This is a genomic window from Kitasatospora sp. NPDC034035, from assembly GCF_055575755.1.
Genome location: NZ_JBVISA010000005.1, coordinates 129,440 through 147,541 on the forward strand (window position 1 = coordinate 129,440; position 18,102 = coordinate 147,541).

Genomic DNA, 18,102 nt, shown 5'->3' on the forward strand with positions numbered 1-18,102 from the left:
CCGGACGCCGCATCCGAGAAACGGCCCCGCGTGGCGTCCGGACGTCCTCAGGAGGCACGCTCATGTTCGTTCGCACTGTCTATGCCACCGGGAACCCGGACCGGATCGAGCAGACCCTCGACGCGCTCCGCACCGAGGCCCTCGCACTGCTCTCCGGCCGGCCGGGCTACCGCGGCTACGGGCTGTTCGCCGACCGGGAGCTGGGCAAGATCGCCATGGGCTCCTGGTGGGAGTCCGCCCAGGCCGAGCGCGACAGCGACCGGGAACTGGGCGGCCGCCGCGCCGAGCTCCTGGCGACACTCGCGGGCACCGTGACCACCGAGGTCTGGGAGGCCGTGGTGGTGGCCCCGCCCGGCGAGGCCGGACCGGGCGCCGGGTTCCGGCTGGTGCGGGTCGACGTCGACCCGGCCGGGGTGGACCGGCTGGCCGACGTCTTCCGGGAGCGCGCGCTGCCCACGCTGGAGAAGATGCCGGGATTCGTGACCGGCGCGCTGCTGGTCGACCGGGCGACCGGCCACGGCTCGGTGGGCGCGGTCTTCGCGGACCGGGACAGCCTGGTGGCCTCCCGCGGACCGCAGGCCGACGCCCGGGCCCAGGCGATCGCCGTGGCCGGCGCCACCCTGCGGTCGGTGGAGGAGTTCGACGTCGTCCTGATGGACCGCCGTCCGCCGCAGCAGTGAGCGGTGAGCGGTGAGCGTTGAGCGGTGGGCGGTGAGGAGCGGGCAGTGAGGAGTGTCGCAGCCCTCGCATAGGCTTCCGGTGTGGACGAACCGGACCTCTTCACCGCCGCCGCCGAGGAACGCCAGGCCAAGGAGCCCGGGCGGGCGCCCCTGGCCGTACGGATGCGCCCGCGCACCCTGGACGAGGTGGCCGGGCAGCGGCAGCTGCTGAAGCCCGGCTCGCCGCTGCGGCGGCTGGTCGCGGGCTCGCGCGGCCCGGCGGCCACCAGCTCGGTGATCCTCTGGGGGCCGCCCGGCACCGGGAAGACCACCCTGGCGCACGTGATCAGCCAGGCCGTCGAGGGGCGCTTCGTCGAGCTGTCCGCGATCACCGCCGGGGTCAAGGAGGTCCGGGCGGTGATCGACGGCGCCCGGCGGGCGGTCGGGATGTCCGGCCGGGAGACGGTGCTCTTCCTGGACGAGATCCACCGCTTCTCCAAGGCCCAGCAGGACTCGCTGCTGCCGGCCGTGGAGAACCGCTGGGTCACCCTGATCGCGGCGACCACCGAGAACCCGTACTTCTCGGTGATCTCCCCGCTGCTGTCCCGCTCGCTGCTGCTCACCCTGGAGTCGCTGACCGACGAGGACATCCGCGCGCTGCTGCGCCGCGCGGTGGCCGACGAGCGCGGCCTGGGGGGCGCGCTGGAGCTGACCGAGGAGTCCGAGGACCACCTGGTGCGGCTGGCCGGCGGGGACGCCCGGCGGGCGCTCACCACGCTGGAGGCGGCGGCCGGGGCGGCGCTGGAGAAGGGTGAGTCCAGCATCACGCTGGCCACCACGGAGACGGCCGTCAACCAGGCCGCGGTGCGCTACGACAAGGACGGCGACCAGCACTACGACGTGGCGAGCGCGCTGATCAAGTCGATCCGGGGCAGCGACGTGGACGCCACCCTGCACTACCTGGCCCGGATGATCGAGGCGGGGGAGGACCCGCGGTTCATCGCCCGCCGGCTGATGATCTCGGCCAGCGAGGACATCGGCCTGGCCGATCCCACGGCACTGCAGACGGCGGTGGCGGCCGCGCAGGCGGTGGCGCTGATCGGCTTCCCGGAGGCGCGGATCATCCTCTCCCAGGCGGCGATCGCGCTGGCCCTGGCACCCAAGTCCAACGCGGCCTACCTGGCGATCGACGCGGCGCTGGCGGACGTCCGGCAGGGCCTGGCGGGCGCGGTCCCGGCTCACCTGCGGGACGCGCACTACGGCGGCGCGGGCAAGCTCGGCCACGGCCAGGGCTACCAGTACCCGCACGACCTGCCGGAGGGCATCGCCACCCAGCAGTACGCCCCGGACGCGGTGCACGGCAAGGAGTACTACCAGCCGACCCGGCGCGGCGGCGAGGCCCGCTACGCGGACGTCGTGGACTGGACCCGGGGGCGGCTGCGCGGGGAGCGCCGCAGCGAGAAGCAGACGGAGCGCAAGCCCGGGAAGTCGGCCGAGAAGGCAGTCGAGAAGGCGGCCGAGCAGACGCCCGGGGAAAAGGGCGAGTGATCGGCGGCTATACTCGATCGGAGTGCCATGTCTCGGGACGGCGGCGGGGGAGACCCCACCGACCGGCCGCACCAGCGGGACATCGGCGGTAGGCCTCTTCCGAGGGGCCCGCAGCAGGAGCGTCGCGCACCGTTTCGGTGTCGCGGGCGGCCCGGATTCCGGGCCGGTCCGTGTGACAAGCACTTTCGTGCCCGGCTCCGGAGAGCGGCTGATCCCATCGCGCAGGCGGCGGGGTTTTCTCCGGGTCGCGACGTGCGACCTCCGTCAACACCTGGTGAAGCCGTATTCGTAAGCAAGGAAGGTTTGGTTCATGGCGAACCAGAAGCGTCCCAAGGTCAAGATCGCGCGTGCGCTCGGCGTGCCGCTGACCCCGAAGTCCGTCAAGTACTTCGAGGCCCGCCCGTACCCGCCCGGCCAGCACGGCCGTGGTCGCAAGCAGAACTCGGACTACAAGGTCCGTCTGCTCGAGAAGCAGCGTCTGCGCGCTCAGTACGACCTGAGCGAGAAGCAGATGGCGCGCGCGTTCGACCGCGCGAAGAAGGCCGAGGGCAAGACCGGTGAGGCGCTCGTCGCCGACCTGGAGAGCCGTCTGGACTCCCTGGTCCTGCGTTCGGGCATCGCCCGCACCATCTACCAGGCCCGCCAGATGGTCGTCCACGGCCACATCGAGGTCAACGGCGGCAAGGTCAACAAGCCGTCGTTCCAGATGAAGCCGGGCTTCGTGGTCACCGTCCGCGAGCGCAGCAAGGAGAAGGTCCCCTTCCAGGTCGCCCGTGAGGGTGGCTACGCGGGTGAGGGCCAGACCCCGAAGTACCTCGAGGTCAACCTGAAGGCCCTGGCCTTCCGCCTGGACCGCGCGCCGCAGCGCAAGGAGGTCCCGGTGATCTGTGACGAGCAGCTCGTCGTCGAGTACTACTCGCGCTGACCCGCGAGCGGTTCCGCTCTTCGCAGGACCACAAGCGAGCCCCCGTCGCCTTTCGAGGCGGCGGGGGCTCGCCCCTTTTCCGGTGCCGGCCGTTCAGGCGCTCACCTTCCGGTGCTCGCCGCTCAGACGGCCTCGCCGGCCATCGCGGCGGCCAGCCGCAGGTGCGGGCGGGCCTCCGCGGCGCGGCCCTGGCGCTCCAGGGTGCGGCCGAGCATCATCCGGGCGTAGTCCTCGGTCGGGTCGGCATCCAGGATCCGGAGCAACTCGGCCTCGGCGCGGCCGAGTCGGGCGGAGTGGTAGTAGCTGCGGGCGAGCAGCAGCCGGACGGAGAGGTTGGCCGGCTCCTCGGCCAGTACGCCCTCGAGCATGCGGGCGGCGTCGGTGTACGCCTTGGAGTCGAAGTAGAACGTCGCCATGCGGTACTCGTCGGCGGTGTTGTGGACGGCCATGGTGCTCCTTCCGGGTGGATCCTTGCCCCCTCAAGCAATGGACAAGTTTCAACTATTCCGGACCTCAGCTGTTGCGGACCGGCGAGGGAGCGGGAGCGGGCGGCACCGAGCAGGGACCCGGGCCCGGCTCCGGACCGTCCGCCGAGCCTCCGCCGCCGAGCGCCCGGGAGACGGCCTCGTCCAGGTCCAGTCGGGTGCCGGCCTCGTAGCACTCCTCATACTCCCGCTCGGTCAGCCCGGCCCGAGCCCGCTCGGCGCACTCCTGGTGGGTGCCGAAGAAGTTCCGCGAGCCGAGGAACGGGGTCCCGACCGTGCGCCAGATCCGGTGCGCGGCACCCTGCAGCACCCGGGCCTCGCGCAGGTTGCCCGGCTCGCCCGGGCCGCTCGGCTCGGTCTCCAGAAGCGCCAGCAGGTCGATCCCCAGCACGATGCCGAGCAGGTCGTGGAAGCGGTGGTTCAGCCGCACGCACTCCCGGGCCAGCGCGCGGGCCGGCTGGACGGCGCCGTCCAGCCAGTGCGAGTAGGCCGTCGCGTACAGCACGTACGCGTACGCCCACTGCTCGCCGTGCTCCTCGCACAGCTCGCGGGCCTGGCCGAACCAGAGCTCGCCGCTGTCGAGGTCGCCCTGGAACAGGTAGGCCAGGCCGAGTTCCAGCATGGCCATCACCACGTTGCTGTTGAGCTCGCCGATGGTCCGGTAGTGCCAGAGCGCCTCCTCGAACAGCTCGGCGGCGCGGTCCGGGTCGTCGCCGATCAGGGCGGCGCAGCCCTGGCGGTGGACGGCGTAGGCGAGGGCCCGGTCGTCGCCGGTGTCCAGGGCCTGGCGGCGGCACTCCTCCAGGGCCGGACGGGCGACGGCCAGGTCGCCCTGGAGGGTGGCCATGTAGCCGGTCACCCAGAGCGCCTTGGCGCGGGCCTCGGTGGGTTCGCGGTCCAGGGCGAGCGCGCGGTCCAGCCAGTGCCGACCCTCGCCGAGGTGGCCGCAGCCGACCCAGTAGAACCAGAGCGTGCCGGCCAGCAGCAGGGCGATCTGCTCCTCGCCGGGCTCGGCGAGGCAGAACTCCAGCGCCGCGCGGAGGTTGGTGTGGGCGAGTTCGGTGCGCTCGGCGGTCTCCGCCTGGCGGGGGCCGAACCACTCGACCTCGCCCCAGGTGGCGACGCCCAGGTACCAGTCGCGGTGGCGGCGCAGCAGCCGCTGCTCCTCGCCGGCGGCGCGCAGCCAGTGGCCGCCGTACTCGCGCAGGGTGTCCAGCAGGCGGAAGCGGACGCCGAAGCTGCTGTCCTCGCGCAGCACCACGGACTTGGCGACCAGTTCGTCGAGCAGGTCCAGGACGTCCTCGGGTTCGACGCCGTCGCCGGCGCAGACGTACTCGGCGGCCTCGAGGTCGAAACTGCCGGCGAAGACCGACAGGCGGGCCCAGAGTAAACGTTCCTGCACCGTGCAGAGCTCGTGACTCCAGCCGATCGTCGTGCGCAGTGTCTGGTGCCGCGGCAGGGCCGTCCGGGAGCCGCCGGTGAGCAGCCGGAAGCGGTCGTCCAGACGGGCGGTGATCTGCTCCACCGACAGCGCGCGCAACCGTCCGGCCGCCAGCTCCACGGCCAGCGGGATGCCGTCCAGCCGTCGGCAGAGCAGACCGACCGCCTCAGCGTTGGCCTCGGTCACCTCGAAGGAGGGCAGCACCGCCTTGGCCCGGTCGGCGAACAGCCGCACCGCGTCCGGCAGCGAGCCGGGCGCCGGGGGGTCGCCGGGCGACGGGTCGACCGGCAGCGGCGTCAGGGTCAGCAGGTGCTCGCCGGAGGCCCGCAGGGCGGTGCGGCTGGTGGCCAGCACCCGCAGGCCGGGCAGCGCCCGCAGTAGGGCGTCCGCCAGCTCGGCGCAGGCCTCGACCAGGTGCTCGCAGCCGTCCAGCACCAGCAGCAGACGCCGGCCTGCCAGCCGCTCGGCCAGCACGTCCAGCGGCGGACGGGCGGTGCCGTCGGTCAGCCGCAGCGCCTCCAGCACGGCGTGGCCGAGCAGCAGCGGGTCCTGCACCGGCGCGATGTCCACCAGCCAGGTGCCGTCCGGGAAGACGCCGTCCGCGCGGGCCGCCGCGCGCAGTGCCAGCCGGCTCTTGCCCACCCCGCCCGGGCCGGTCACCGTCACCAGCCGGGCGGCGGCCAGCAGGTCCGCCAGGTCGGCCAGTTCCCGCTGCCGCCCGACGAAGCCGGTCACCTCGGCCGGCAGCCGGCCGTGCTCCGGCTCGCGCGGCCCCGCCGCGGTCTCCCAGGGCTGTGCTGTCCAGTCGCCGGCCAAGCGCTGCTCCCCGTGTTCCAGGCCGGACCGCTCGCGGTCCGGACGTGCTCGGGCCGTCCGCGCGACGACCTGCCTGGCAGAACGAGGTGACCGGACGGTAGGTTACGCGCGCGGTTCGCACACCCGGTCGGGTCGCCCGCGCCGACCACCCGGTCCGGAAACCGGGCGTGGGCGCGATAGGGTTCCGTCTGGGAGAACAGCAAGGCGAGGGAGCGCGCAAAGGTGTCCGTGGGAGAGCTGGCCGGGTTGCTCGTCGCCGTGTTCTGGGCGGTCCTGGTCACCCTGCTCGCGGTTGTGCTGGTCCGCCTCTCACGCGTGCTGAAGGAGGCCGCCGTCCTGGTCTCCGCGGTCACCGAGCAGGCCGTGCCGCTGCTGACCGACGCGGGCGCCGCGGTGCGCAGCGCCAACGAGCAGCTGGAGCGGGTCGACGAGATCACCGCCAACGTGCAGGACGCCGCCGCCAACGCCAACGCGCTCTCCTCCACCGTGGCCGCCACCCTGGGCGGACCGCTGGTGAAGGTCGCGGCCTTCAGCTACGGCGTCCGCAAGGCGGTCTCCAAGCAGCAGGGCAGCCTGCCCTCCGTGCCGCTGCAGACCGGTGAGCGCGAGGAACTGGCCCGGCTGATCCGCGCCGAGGTGCGTGCCGCGACCGCGCCCAGGGGCGGCCTGCTCTCCAGGGTCCGGCGAGCGGTGAGGGGCTGACGGCATGGTGCGACGCATCTTCTGGATGGCGGTCGGCGCCGGCGCCACCGTCTGGGCCATGAACAAGGCCAACGAGGCCGTGCATCGGCTCACCCCGGACAGCCTCTCCGGCACCGCGGCGCGCGGTGCGCTGCACCTGGGCGACCTGGCCAAGCAGTTCGCCCAGGACGTGAAGGCCGGCATGGTCGAGCGCGAGGAGCAGCTGAAGGACGACCTCGGACTGCGCGGCACCGCCGTGGTGGAACCCCGGAGCGCGCGCCGCGTCCTGCGCGGCGAGCCGCAGTACCGAGCTATCTCGGCGGCGCCCGGCAGCCCGGCCGCCGCCCTGCCCCCCGCCCGCAGTGCCCGCACCACCCCCCATGCCACTGAAGAAACGCCCCGCCGCGCTCTGCCGCCGCGGGGCGGCACCCCGAACCGGAAGGACCACTAATGGAGTCGGCTGAGATCCGCCGCCGCTGGCTGCGCTTCTTCGAGGAGCGCGGCCACACCGTCGTTCCGTCGGCGTCCCTGGTCGCCGACGACCCCACCCTGCTGCTCGTCAACGCCGGCATGGTGCCGTTCAAGCCCTACTTCCTGGGCGAGGTCAAGCCGCAGTTCTCGCGCGCCACCAGCGTCCAGAAGTGCGTGCGCACCCTGGACATCGAGGAGGTCGGGAAGACCACCCGGCACGGCTCCTTCTTCCAGATGTGCGGCAACTTCTCCTTCGGCGACTACTTCAAGGAAGGAGCCATCAAGTTCGCGTGGGAGCTGCTCACCACTCCCGTCGCGGACGGCGGCTACGGCCTGGAGAAGGAGAAGCTCTGGATCACCGTCTACAAGGACGACGACGAGGCCGAGCAGATCTGGCGTGACGTCATCGGCGTCCCCTCCGAGCGGATCCAGCGCCTCGGCATGAAGGACAACTTCTGGTCGATGGGCGTCCCCGGCCCCTGCGGCCCGTGCTCGGAGATCAACTACGACCGCGGCCCCGCGTACGGCGAGGAGGGCGGCCCCGCCGTCAACGGCGAGCGCTACCTGGAGATCTGGAACCTGGTCTTCATGCAGTACGAGCGCGGCCACGGCGACGGGAAGGACGGCTTCGAGATCCTCGGCGACCTGCCGAGCAGGAACATCGACACCGGCCTCGGCCTGGAGCGCCTCGCCGCCATCCTGCAGGACGTCGACAACCTCTTCGAGATCGACACCAGCCGGATGATCCTCGACCGCGCCGCCGAGCTCACCGGCCACACCTACGGCGCCGACCACAAGTCGGACGTCTCGCTGCGCGTGGTCACCGACCACATCCGCACCGCGCTGATGCTGGTCGGCGACGGCGTCACCCCCGGCAACGAGGGCCGCGGCTACGTGCTGCGCCGCATCCTGCGCCGCGCCATCCGCAACATGCGTCTGCTGGGCGCCACCGAGCCGGTGGCCAAGGAGCTCATCGACGTCGCCATCAAGGCGATGGCCCCGCAGTACCCGGAGCTGGAGACCGACCGCAAGCGCGTCGAGACGGTCGTCGTCGGCGAGGAGGTGGCCTTCCTGCAGACCCTGAAGGCCGGCACCAACCTGCTGGACGTCGCGGTCACCGAGACCAAGCAGGCCGGCGGTGCGGTGCTCTCCGGCGAGCAGGCGTTCAAGCTGCACGACACCTACGGCTTCCCGATCGACCTGACCCTGGAGATGGCCGAGGAGCAGGGCCTCCAGGTGGACGAGGCCGGCTTCCGCCGCCTGATGCAGGAGCAGCGGGACCGCGCCAAGGCGGACGCCAAGGCCAAGAAGATGGGCCACGCCGACGTCGCCGCGTACCGCGAGGTCGCCGACAAGTCCGGCGCGAGCGTCTTCACCGGCTACGCCCTCACCGAGGGCGAGGCCTCCGTGGTCGGCCTGCTGGTGGACGGCGTTCCCTCGCCGGCCGCCTCCGAGGGCGACGAGGTCGAGATCATCCTCGACCGCACCCCGTTCTACGCCGAGGGCGGTGGCCAGCTCGCCGACCACGGCCGGATCCGGCTGGAGTCCGGCGCGGTGGTGGAGATCCGGGACGTGCAGCAGCCCGTCCCGGGCGTCATCGTGCACTCGGGTGGCGTGCTGTTCGGCGAGGTCGTGCTGGGCGCCTCGGCGTACGCCACGATCGACATCGAGCGCCGCCGGGCGATCGCCCGCGCCCACTCGGCCACCCACCTGACCCACCAGGCGCTGCGCGACGCGCTCGGCCCGACGGCCGCCCAGGCCGGCTCCGAGAACGCCCCCGGCCGCTTCCGCTTCGACTTCGGCTCGCCCGCCGCCGTCCCGGGCAGCGTGCTGGTCGACGTCGAGCAGAAGATCAACGACGTGCTGGGCCGCGAGCTCGACGTCACCGCCGAGGTCATGACGATGGACCAGGCCCGCAAGGCCGGCGCCATCGCGATGTTCGGCGAGAAGTACGGCGACGAGGTCCGGGTCGTCTCCATCGGCGACTTCTCCAAGGAGCTGTGCGGCGGCACCCACGTCGGCAACACCGCCCAGCTGGGCCTGGTGAAGCTGCTCGGCGAGTCCTCGATCGGCTCCGGCGTGCGCCGCGTGGAGGCGCTGGTCGGCGTCGACGCGTACAAGTTCCTGGCCCGTGAGCACACCGTGGTCTCCCAGCTCACCGAGCTGGTCAAGGGCCGCCCGGAGGAGCTGCCGGAGAAGATCTCGGGCATGCTCGCCAAGCTCAAGGACGCCGAGAAGGAGATCGAGCGCTTCCGCGCCGAGAAGGTGCTGGCCGCCGCGGCGGGCCTGGCCGACTCGGCCGAGGACGTGCACGGCATCGCCGTGGTCGCCGCGCAGGTCGCCGACGGTGTGGGTGCGGACGAGCTGCGCAAGCTGGTCCTGGACGTGCGCGGCCGCCTCGGCGCGCGCCCGGCCGTGGTCGCCGCCTTCACCGTGGCGAACGACCGCCCGCTGACCGTGATCGCCACCAACGAGGACGCCCGCGGCCGTGGCATCAAGGCCGGCGAGCTGGTCCGGACCGCCGCCAAGACCCTCGGCGGCGGCGGTGGCGGCAAGGACGACGTCGCCCAGGGCGGCGGCTCCAACCCGGCCGCGGTCGGCGAGGCCATCGCCGCGGTGCGCGGCCTGGTCGCGGAGCGCGCCAGCTGATGGAGCACGAGGAGAGGCCCTTCCGGCGTGGGCGGCGGATCGCCGTCGACGTCGGTGACGCCCGGATCGGGGTCGCGTCCTGCGACCCCGACGGGGTGCTCGCCACGCCCGTGGAGACCGTCCCGGCCGGCGTGAAGTCGCAGGCCAGGATCGCCGCCATCGTCGAGGAGTACGACGCGATGGAGGTGATCGTCGGGCTGCCGCGCTCGCTGAGCGGCAAGGAGGGCCCGGCGGCGGAGAAGGTCCGCGCCTACGCGGCGCGGCTGGCCAACCGGCTCTACCCGGTGCCGGTGCGGCTGGTGGACGAGCGGATGTCGACCGTCACCGCGACCCACGGGCTGCGCGCCTCGGGCGTCAAGGCGAAGAAGGGTCGCTCGGTGGTCGACCAGGCCGCCGCGGTGGTGATCCTGCAGACCGCCCTTGAGTCCGAACGGGTGAGCGGACGCCCGCCCGGTGAGAGCGTCGAGGCGCTCGGCTGAGGAGCCTGATCTAACGTCCCGGTTGAGGGGTCCGTGCGGACGCGTTCGCACGGACCTCTTTTCGTTCGTTTCCGATTCCGTTTTGGATCGATTTGAGATCGATCCGGATCGATCTGGGACCGTTGAGGGGCGCGAGCCATGACCGACCAGGACTTCCACCCCGGGCTCACACCCGGACACCTGGGTGCGCCGGTACTGGAGCCGGAGGGCCGTCCGCCGTCCGCGCCCCGTCCGCGCTTCGATGCGCCGGATCCGCACCGACGGCGCAACGGACTGGCCTGCGGGCTCACCGCGCTCGCGCTGATCGCGGTGTTCGGCGGCATCGGGCTGACCGGATACACCTGGCTCCAGTCACAGCGCAAGCCCCCGGCCGCCGCCGACTTCGCGGGGCAGGGCAGCGGCAGCGTCCAGGTCTCCGTGCCGGAGGGCGCCGGCCTGTCCCAGATCGCGTCCGCGCTGGTCCGCAACGGCGTGGTGGCCAGCTCGCTCGCCTTCACCCGGGCCGCGAAGGGCAGCGCGGCGGCCGCCGGACGGATCCAGCCCGGCACGTACACGCTGAAGCAGAAGATGTCCGCCGTCGCGGCGCTGGCCATCCTGATCGACCCGGCCAACGCCAACGGCCTCACCATCCCCGAGGGCTGGCGCGGCTACCAGATCTACGCCGCCATCGACAAGAAGCTCGGCCTGCCCGACGGCACCACCCAGCGCACCGCCCAGGACCAGGGCGCCGAACTGGGCCTGCCCGACTTCACCAACGGCAGCCCCGAGGGCTACCTGTTCCCGGCGACGTACAGCGTCACCGACGGGACCACCGCGATCGACCTGCTGAAGCAGATGGTGGAGCGGGCCGGCAAGGAGTTCACCCGCGACGACGCCAACGTCGTCGCGCAGAACCTCGGGCAGAGCGTCTACGGGCTGGTCACCGTGGCCAGCATGGTGCAGGGCGAGGCCGACAACACCGAGGACATGGGCAAGGTGGCCCGGGTGATCTACAACCGGCTGGCCAAGCACATGCCGCTGCAGCTGGACTCCACGATCAACTACGCGCTCGGCCGATCGACCCTGAACACCACGGTCACCGAGACCAAACTGGACTCCCCGTACAACACCTACCTGCACCCCGGGCTGCCGCCGACACCGATCTCCAACCCGGGGCGGCAGGCGATCATGGCGGCGCTGGACCCGACACCGGGGGACTGGCTGTACTTCGTCACCGTGAAGCCCGGCGACACCCGGTTCACCGACAACTTCGACGTGCAGCAGCGCAACGTGGCCGAGTTCAACGCCAACCGGGCGGCGAAGCCGAGCGCCTCGGCTTCCACTTCGGCGGCCGCCTCGGGTTCCGCCTCGGGTCCCGCGTCGGCTCCTGGCTCCGCGTCCGCGCCCGGTCCGGCGCCCGAGGCCGGTTCCGGTTCGGGTGCGGCGACTCCGTAACGGTGTTGTGTGCCGTCCGTGAGGTCGCCCACTGACGGTGCGTCCGCCCGGGCGGGGGCAAGGCTGCGGTACGGTAACGTCTCCCTCCAGGCGCTGCGCTAGCACGCCGGTTCGAGAATCAGCCGGGACGGCGTCGTCCCGGACGGCCGGTCCGATCCGCCGGCCGTCACCGTCGGTTAAGGGGATCAATGACCGATCTGGGTGGGGGCTACGCCCCCCAGGGCGAGCCGTGGCACCCCGGTGATCCCGGGTACGACGGCCGGCAGCCGGTCCCCGGCCAGCAGGACGGCCAGTGGCAGCAGCAGTACCCGCAGCAGGGCCAGCAGGTTCAGCAAGGCCAGCAGGTCCAGCAGCCGTACGGGGACGTGCAGCAGGGGTACCCCCAGCAGCAGATGTCCCAGCAGGGCTACCCCCAGCAGCAGATGCAGCAGCAGGGGTACCAGCAGCAGGGGTTCCCGGGCACCCAGCAGGGATATCCGCAGCACCAGATGCCGCAGGGCCACCAGCAGCCGATGCAGCAGCAGGGCTACCAGCAGCAGATGCCCCCGCAGCAGATGCCGCAGGGGGGCTACCAGCAGCAGATGCCGATGCAGCAGCAGGGCTACCAGCAGCAGGGATTCCCGGGCGCCCAGCAGCACGGCATGCAGGAGCAGCCGGGGATGCAGCAGCAGCCCGGCGCACAGCAGCAGGCGGTGCCGCAGCAGCAGATGGCCCAGCAGCAGCAGGCCCGGCCGCAGGCGGCGCCGGCACCCGCGCCCGCTTCGGGCCCCGGGCCGGACGGCATCGACTGGGAGGCCGAGGCCGCCGCGCTGGAGTCCGGCGCCGACCCGGTCGGCGGCGCGCGCGAAGCCGGGACCGGCGAGTGGGACGGCCGGGAGGACGGCCACCACGAGGACGACGGGTACCCGGAACAGGAAGCCGAGCACCCCGAGGGCGGCTTCCTCGGTGAGCAGGACGAGTCCCGCGAGGCGAAGAAGAAGCGCAAGGAGAAGGGCAAGAAGTCCGGGCGCCGCAACGGTGGCGCGTGCCTGCTGGTCGCGGTGGTGCTGCTCGGCGCCATGGGCGGGGCCGGTTGGTGGGGCTACGGCTTCTACCAGGACCACTTCGGCCCGCCGCCGGACTTCACGGGCGCGGGCACCGAGTCCGTCCAGGTCGAGGTCAAGAAGGACGCGGTCGCCGGGCAGATCGGCCTGGCGCTGAAGAACGCCGGCGTGGTCAAGAGCGTCGACGCGTACACCAAGGCCTGCAACGCCGAGCCCAAGTGCACCACGGTCCAGCCGGGCTTCTACGGCCTGAAGAAGGAGATGCCGGCCGCCGACGCGCTCAAGGAGCTGCTCGCCCAGGCGGGCGGCGCGGCGATCGTGATCCCGGAGGGCAAGAACTCCTCCGAGATCTACGCCAAGATCGACGACAAGCTGAAGCTCCAGAATGGCACCACGGCGGGCGTCGCCAAGGCCCAGCTCAACGACCTCGGCCTGCCGGCGTATGCGAACGGCAACATCGAGGGCTTCCTCTGGCCGACCCGCTACAACATCGCCGACGGCATGAAGCCCGAGGACCTGCTCAAGCAGATGGTGAAGAACGCCGTCGACAAGTACGCGAACCTGGACGGCCAGGCCGCCTCGGTGGGCCTCAAGAACGGCTACGAGGTGATCATCGAGGCGAGCATCCTGCAGCGCGAGGGCAACAACGTGGGGGACTTCGCCAAGATGGCGAAGACCATCCAGAACCGGCTCGCCAACGAGCCCGAGACGCACCACCGTCTCGGCATGGACACCACGCTCCAGTACTCGCTGGGCCGCAAGGACCTCACCAAGAAGGACATGGACGACGCGTCCAACAAGTACAACACCTACATCAATGCGGGCCTGCCGCCGACGCCGATCTCCAACCCCGGCGACGACGCCATAAGCGCGGTGCTCCACCCGGCGGACGGCAAGTGGCTGTACTTCATCGCGATGGACCCGCAGCACACCAGGTTCGCCGAGACGAGCAAGGAGCACTACGCCAACGTCAAGGAGTACTGCCAGGCGGCCGGGCAGGGCTTCGACGAGGCGCGCGGCCATTGCACCACCAAGTAGCCCTGGCCGTAAGGCAGTCCATGGAGAGGCAGCGTTGACCAGCAAGCACCGGGCGGCCGTCCTCGGCTCGCCGATCGCCCACTCGCTCTCGCCGGACCTGCACCGGGCCGCCTTCGCGGCGCTCGGGCTGGACGGCTGGCGCTACGACCGCTTCGAGGTCGACGAGGCCGCGCTGCCCGGCTTCCTCGCCGGGCTGGACGAGGCCGAGTGGGCCGGGCTGTCGCTCACCATGCCGCTGAAGCGGGCGATCATCCCGCTGCTCGACGAGGTCAGCGCGACGGCCCGCTCGGTGGACGCCGTCAACACCGTGGTGTTCACCGCCGACGGCCGCCGGACCGGGGACAACACCGACATTCCCGGGCTGGTCAACGCGCTGCGCGAGCGCGGGATCACCGACGTGCCCGGCGCCGCCGTCCTGGGCGCCGGGGCCACCGCCTCCTCGGCGCTGGCGGCGCTCGCCCAGATCTGCACCGGCGAGGTGACGGTCTACGTGCGCAGCGCCGAGCGGGCCCGGGAGATGGCCGAGCTGGGCGAGCGACTGGGCTTGGTCGTGCGCACCGCCGACTGGGAGCGCGGGGCCGAGGCGCTGGCGCAGCCGCTGACCGTCTCCACCACACCGGTCGGTGCGACCGACGCCTTCGCCGGTTCGCTGCCCGCCGAGCCGGGGGCGCTGTTCGACGTGCTGTACCACCCGTGGCCGACGGCGCTGGCCGCCGCCTGTGCCGAGCGCGGGTCGACCGTCCTGGGCGGTCTGGACCTGCTGGTGCACCAGGCGGTGCTGCAGAGCGAGGCCTTCACCGGGCGGACGCCCGGGCCGCTGGCGGCGATGCGCGAGGCTGGGGAGAAAGCGCTCACCGGGCACTGAGCCGGGGCCTCCGGCTGTCCGTCGGCTGCCCGTCGGCGGTCTCCTCGTCGCCTCCCCGCAGTCTCCCGGCCGGATCGTGACCGGTTGCCGTCCGTCACGCGGACTGCGCCCCCGGGTGCCGCCGGCTCATGAAAGGATTCAGGCAGAAGGCACGCTCGGGCGGGCCCCGGCGGTGCCGTGGGCCGGTCCGCTGATGAAGGAGCTCCGTTGGGTACGTTGCGCTGGCTGACGGCGGGGGAGTCGCACGGCCCCGCACTCGTCGCGACGCTGGAAGGCCTGCCCGCCGGTGTACCGGTCACCACCGCCGTGGTGGCCGACGCGCTGGCGCGCCGTCGGCTCGGTTACGGCCGCGGGGCGCGGATGAAGTTCGAGCAGGACGAGGTGACCTTCCTCGGCGGTGTCCGGCACGGCCTGACCATGGGCAGCCCGGTCGCGATCATGGTCGGCAACACCGAGTGGCCGAAGTGGGAGCAGGTCATGTCGGCCGACCCGGTCGACCCCGAGGTGCTGGCGGGCCTGGCCCGCAACGAGGCGCTCACCCGCCCCCGGCCCGGCCACGCCGACCTGGCCGGCATGCAGAAGTACTCGATCGACGAGGCCCGGCCGATCCTGGAGCGCGCCAGCGCCCGCGAGACGGCCGCCCGGGTCGCGCTGGGCGCCGTCGCCCGCTCGTACCTCCGCGAGGTGGCCGGGATCGAGATCGTCAGCCACGTGGTCGAGCTGGCCGCCGCCAAGGCGCCGGCCGGCGTGCTGCCGCAGCCCTCGGACGAGGCCAAGCTGGACGCCGACCCGGTCCGCTGCCTGGACGCGGACGCCTCGAAGGCGATGGTCGCCGAGATCGACCAGGCCCACAAGGACGGCGACACCCTCGGTGGCGTGGTCGAGGTGCTGGCGTACGGCGTGCCGGTGGGCCTCGGCTCGCACGTGCACTGGGACCGCCGCCTGGACGCGCGGCTGGCCGCCGCGCTGATGGGCATCCAGGCGATCAAGGGCGTCGAGGTCGGCGACGGCTTCGACCTGGCCCGGGTGCCGGGCTCCAAGGCGCACGACGAGATCGTCCCGACCCCCGAGGGCGTCAAGCGCACCTCCGACCGCTCCGGCGGCACCGAGGGCGGCCTGTCCACCGGCGAGGTGCTGCGGGTGCGCGCCGCGATGAAGCCGATCGCCACCGTGCCGCGGGCGCTGCAGACCCTGGACGTGCGCACCGGCGAGCCGGCCAAGGCGCACCACCAACGCTCGGACGTCTGCGCCGTGCCGGCCGCGGGCATCGTCGCCGAGGCGATGGTCGCCCTGGTGCTGGCCGACGCCGTCAACGAGAAGTTCGGCGGCGACAACGTCACCGAGACCCGCCGCAACGTGCAGGGCTACCTCGACCACCTGATCATCCGATGACCTCTCCTGTTGTGGTGCTGGTCGGCCCGCCCGGCAGTGGCAAGTCCACCGTCGGGCGGGCCCTGGCCGAGCGCCTGGGCCTCGGCTTCCGGGACACCGACGCCGACATCGAGGCGACGGCCGGCAAGCCCATCCCGGAGATCTTCATCGACGAGGGCGAGCCGCACTTCCGCGCGCTGGAGGTCGCGGCCGTGCGCGCCGCCGCCACCGGACACGACGGGGTGCTGGCGCTCGGCGGCGGCGCGGTGATGGCCGAGGCCACCCGTGAGCTGCTGCGCGAGCTGCCGGTGGTCCTCCTCGAGGTCCCCCTGGCCGACGCGGTCAAGCGGGTCGGCCTGGACGCCCCGCGCCCGCTGCTGGCCGTCAACCCGCGGGCCCGCTGGCGCGAGCTGATGGACGCCCGCCGCCCCCTCTACCTGGAGGTGGCCACCGCCGTCGTCGACACCGCCGGGCGCACCCCCGAGCAGGTCGCGGACGCCGTACTGGAAGCACTGGAGCTGAAAACCCCCCATGACTGACACCACCGTCAGGATCCACGTCGGCGGCAGCGCCGGCCACGACCCGTACGACGTGCTGATCGGGCACCAGCTGCTCGGCGAGCTGGCGCCGCTGATCGGCACCCGGGCCAAGCGGGTCGCGATCATCCACCCGGAGGCGCTGGAGGCCACCGCCGACGCCATCCGCGAGGACCTGCTCGGCGAGGGCTACGAGGCGATCGCGCTGCAGGTGCCCAACGCCGAGGACGCCAAGAGCGCCGAGGTCGCCGCGTACTGCTGGTCGGTGCTCGGACAGACCGGGTTCACCCGCAGCGACGTCATCGTCGGCCTCGGTGGCGGCGCCACCACCGACCTGGCCGGCTTCGTCGCCGCCACCTGGCTGCGCGGGGTGCGCTGGATCGCCATGCCCACCACGCTGCTCGGCATGGTCGACGCGGCCGTCGGCGGCAAGACCGGCATCAACATCGCCGAAGGCAAGAACATGGTCGGCGCCTTCCACCCGCCGGTGGGCGTGCTGGCCGACCTCGGCACCCTGGAGACCGTGCCCAAGCACGACTACGTCTCCGGCCTCGCCGAGGTCATCAAGTGCGGCTTCATCGCCGACCCGGCCATCCTCGACCTGATCGAGGCCGACCCCGAGGGCGCCAAGACCCCGGCCGGGGCGCACACCGTCGAGCTGATCCGCCGCGCCATCCAGGTCAAGGCCGACGTGGTCTCCGGGGACCTCAAGGAAGCCGGGCGGCGCGAGATCCTCAACTACGGCCACACCCTCGGCCACGCCATCGAGCGCAACGAGCGGTACAAGTGGCGGCACGGCGCCGCGACCTCCATCGGTATGGTCTACGCCGCCGAACTCGGCCGCCTGGCCGGCCGGTTGGACGACGAGACGGCCGACCGGCACCGCACCGTGCTGGCCTCGGTCGGCCTCCCGCTGAGCTACCGCGCGGACGCCTGGCCGAAGCTGCTGGACGCGATGAAGATCGACAAGAAGTCGCGCGGCGACCTGATCCGCTTCATCGTCCTGGACGGCCTCGGCAAGACCTCCGTGCTGGAGGGCCCCGACCCGTCCCTGCTGGTCGCCGCCTACGCGGAGGTCTCGGCGTGACCCGGGTGATGGTGCTCAACGGCCCCAACCTCGGCCGGCTCGGCAGCCGCGAGCCGGACGTCTACGGCGCCACCTCGTACGCCGGTCTGGTCGAGCGCTGCACCGAGCTCGGCAAGGAGTTCGGCTTCGAGGTCGAGGTGCACGAGACCAACTCCGAGCAGCAGATGGTGGAGTGGCTGCACGAGGCGGCCGACGGGCAGGTGCCCGTGGTGATCAACCCGGGCGCGTTCACGCACTACTCGTACGCGATGCGGGACGCCGCCGCGCAGCGCACCGCGCCGCTGATCGAGGTGCACATCTCCAACCCGTACGCCCGGGAGACCTTCCGGCACACCTCGGTGATCGCCGCGGTGGCGTCGGGCACCATCGCCGGTTTCGGGCTGGGCTCGTACGAGCTGGCGCTGCGCGCGCTGGCCGAGCAGCTCACCACGCGCTGAGGGGGCGGCCCGGTCCGACTCCCGCAGGTGGGGTCGGACCGGCCGCACGGCCGGGGGCCAGGGGGGGGAGTGGGGCCCCTCCCGGGCCAAACGGCGTTTTTCCCCCCGAGAGGGGTTGGGGGGGGGCTTTGCACCAA

Annotated in this window: 17 protein-coding genes; 14 read left to right on the forward strand and 3 right to left on the reverse strand. The window is 72.5% G+C overall.

From position 1 onward, the window contains the following. Positions 1–62 precede the first annotated feature (62 nt). From ACZ52J_RS09225 to rpsD, 3 genes are all read left to right on the forward strand, one after another. Positions 63–680, forward strand: coding sequence for a hypothetical protein (locus ACZ52J_RS09225; protein ID WP_465617067.1), 618 nt, complete (start codon positions 63–65; stop codon positions 678–680). 81 nt (positions 681–761) lie between these two features. Next, positions 762–2,207 carry a replication-associated recombination protein A gene (locus ACZ52J_RS09230; protein WP_465617069.1) on the forward strand — a complete coding sequence of 482 codons (1,446 nt, stop codon included), beginning with the start codon at positions 762–764 and terminating at the stop codon, positions 2,205–2,207. Between the two features lie 310 nt (positions 2,208–2,517). Continuing rightward, positions 2,518–3,132: a 30S ribosomal protein S4 gene (rpsD, locus tag ACZ52J_RS09235; RefSeq protein WP_360498493.1), complete on the forward strand. Its 615-nt coding sequence runs from the start codon at positions 2,518–2,520 to the stop codon at positions 3,130–3,132. Positions 3,133–3,254: 122 nt separating this feature from the next. On the opposite strand, the gene ACZ52J_RS09240 is transcribed toward rpsD, so the two are convergent. Both ACZ52J_RS09240 and ACZ52J_RS09245 read right to left on the reverse strand, forming a co-directional pair. Continuing rightward, positions 3,255–3,581, reverse strand: a complete 327-nt coding sequence (locus tag ACZ52J_RS09240; protein WP_465617072.1) for a tetratricopeptide repeat protein — start codon at positions 3,579–3,581, stop codon at positions 3,255–3,257. Between the two features lie 64 nt (positions 3,582–3,645). Further along, the gene (locus ACZ52J_RS09245; RefSeq protein ID WP_465617074.1) at positions 3,646–5,874 is read right to left on the reverse strand and encodes an ATP-binding protein; all 2,229 of its coding nucleotides are present in this window, start codon (positions 5,872–5,874) and stop codon (positions 3,646–3,648) included. A gap of 222 nt (positions 5,875–6,096) precedes the next feature. Between ACZ52J_RS09245 and ACZ52J_RS09250 the strand changes: the two genes are divergently transcribed. The 5 genes from ACZ52J_RS09250 to mltG (ACZ52J_RS09270) all read left to right on the forward strand — a co-directional run bounded on the left by ACZ52J_RS09250 (position 6,097) and on the right by mltG (ACZ52J_RS09270) (position 11,588). Further along, positions 6,097–6,576, forward strand: coding sequence for a DUF948 domain-containing protein (locus ACZ52J_RS09250; RefSeq protein WP_360498499.1), 480 nt, complete (start codon positions 6,097–6,099; stop codon positions 6,574–6,576). 4 nt (positions 6,577–6,580) lie between these two features. Next, the gene (locus ACZ52J_RS09255) at positions 6,581–7,006 is read left to right on the forward strand and encodes a DUF6167 family protein (RefSeq protein WP_465617076.1); all 426 of its coding nucleotides are present in this window, start codon (positions 6,581–6,583) and stop codon (positions 7,004–7,006) included. Continuing rightward, positions 7,006–9,675: an alanine--tRNA ligase gene (alaS, locus tag ACZ52J_RS09260; protein WP_465617078.1), complete on the forward strand. Its 2,670-nt coding sequence runs from the start codon at positions 7,006–7,008 to the stop codon at positions 9,673–9,675. The genes ACZ52J_RS09255 and alaS overlap by 1 nt, the downstream gene beginning before the upstream one ends. Beyond that, positions 9,675–10,154 carry a Holliday junction resolvase RuvX gene (ruvX, locus tag ACZ52J_RS09265; RefSeq protein WP_360498505.1) on the forward strand — a complete coding sequence of 160 codons (480 nt, stop codon included), beginning with the start codon at positions 9,675–9,677 and terminating at the stop codon, positions 10,152–10,154. Before alaS ends, ruvX begins: the two co-directional genes overlap by 1 nt. A gap of 138 nt (positions 10,155–10,292) precedes the next feature. Beyond that, positions 10,293–11,588 (forward strand): endolytic transglycosylase MltG, encoded by a 1,296-nt coding sequence (mltG, locus tag ACZ52J_RS09270; RefSeq protein ID WP_465617080.1) that lies wholly within the window; start codon positions 10,293–10,295, stop codon positions 11,586–11,588. Between the two features lie 185 nt (positions 11,589–11,773). Here mltG (ACZ52J_RS09270) and ACZ52J_RS09275 read toward each other — a convergent pair whose 3' ends face one another. After that, positions 11,774–12,091, reverse strand: a complete 318-nt coding sequence (locus tag ACZ52J_RS09275; RefSeq protein WP_465617082.1) for a hypothetical protein — start codon at positions 12,089–12,091, stop codon at positions 11,774–11,776. On the opposite strand from ACZ52J_RS09275, the gene mltG (ACZ52J_RS09280) reads away from it, so the two are divergent. The 6 genes from mltG (ACZ52J_RS09280) (at position 12,077) to aroQ (ending at position 17,965) form a co-directional block, all read left to right on the forward strand. Beyond that, positions 12,077–13,669 carry an endolytic transglycosylase MltG gene (gene mltG, locus ACZ52J_RS09280; protein WP_465617084.1) on the forward strand — a complete coding sequence of 531 codons (1,593 nt, stop codon included), beginning with the start codon at positions 12,077–12,079 and terminating at the stop codon, positions 13,667–13,669. The two genes, ACZ52J_RS09275 and mltG (ACZ52J_RS09280), sit on opposite strands and share 15 nt — an antisense overlap. 34 nt (positions 13,670–13,703) lie before the next feature. Next, positions 13,704–14,534 (forward strand): shikimate dehydrogenase, encoded by an 831-nt coding sequence (locus ACZ52J_RS09285; RefSeq protein ID WP_465617086.1) that lies wholly within the window; start codon positions 13,704–13,706, stop codon positions 14,532–14,534. Positions 14,535–14,741: 207 nt separating this feature from the next. Beyond that, positions 14,742–15,926 carry a chorismate synthase gene (gene aroC / locus ACZ52J_RS09290; protein ID WP_360498513.1) on the forward strand — a complete coding sequence of 395 codons (1,185 nt, stop codon included), beginning with the start codon at positions 14,742–14,744 and terminating at the stop codon, positions 15,924–15,926. Beyond that, positions 15,923–16,444 carry a shikimate kinase gene (locus ACZ52J_RS09295; RefSeq protein WP_360498515.1) on the forward strand — a complete coding sequence of 174 codons (522 nt, stop codon included), beginning with the start codon at positions 15,923–15,925 and terminating at the stop codon, positions 16,442–16,444. The genes aroC and ACZ52J_RS09295 overlap by 4 nt, the downstream gene beginning before the upstream one ends. After that, positions 16,437–17,528 carry a 3-dehydroquinate synthase gene (gene aroB / locus ACZ52J_RS09300; RefSeq protein ID WP_465617088.1) on the forward strand — a complete coding sequence of 364 codons (1,092 nt, stop codon included), beginning with the start codon at positions 16,437–16,439 and terminating at the stop codon, positions 17,526–17,528. The genes ACZ52J_RS09295 and aroB overlap by 8 nt, the downstream gene beginning before the upstream one ends. Positions 17,529–17,536: 8 nt before the next feature. After that, entirely contained in the window at positions 17,537–17,965 is a 429-nt protein-coding gene (aroQ, locus tag ACZ52J_RS09305; RefSeq protein WP_360498551.1) for a type II 3-dehydroquinate dehydratase, read from the forward strand. The last annotated feature ends 137 nt before the right edge of the window (positions 17,966–18,102 follow it).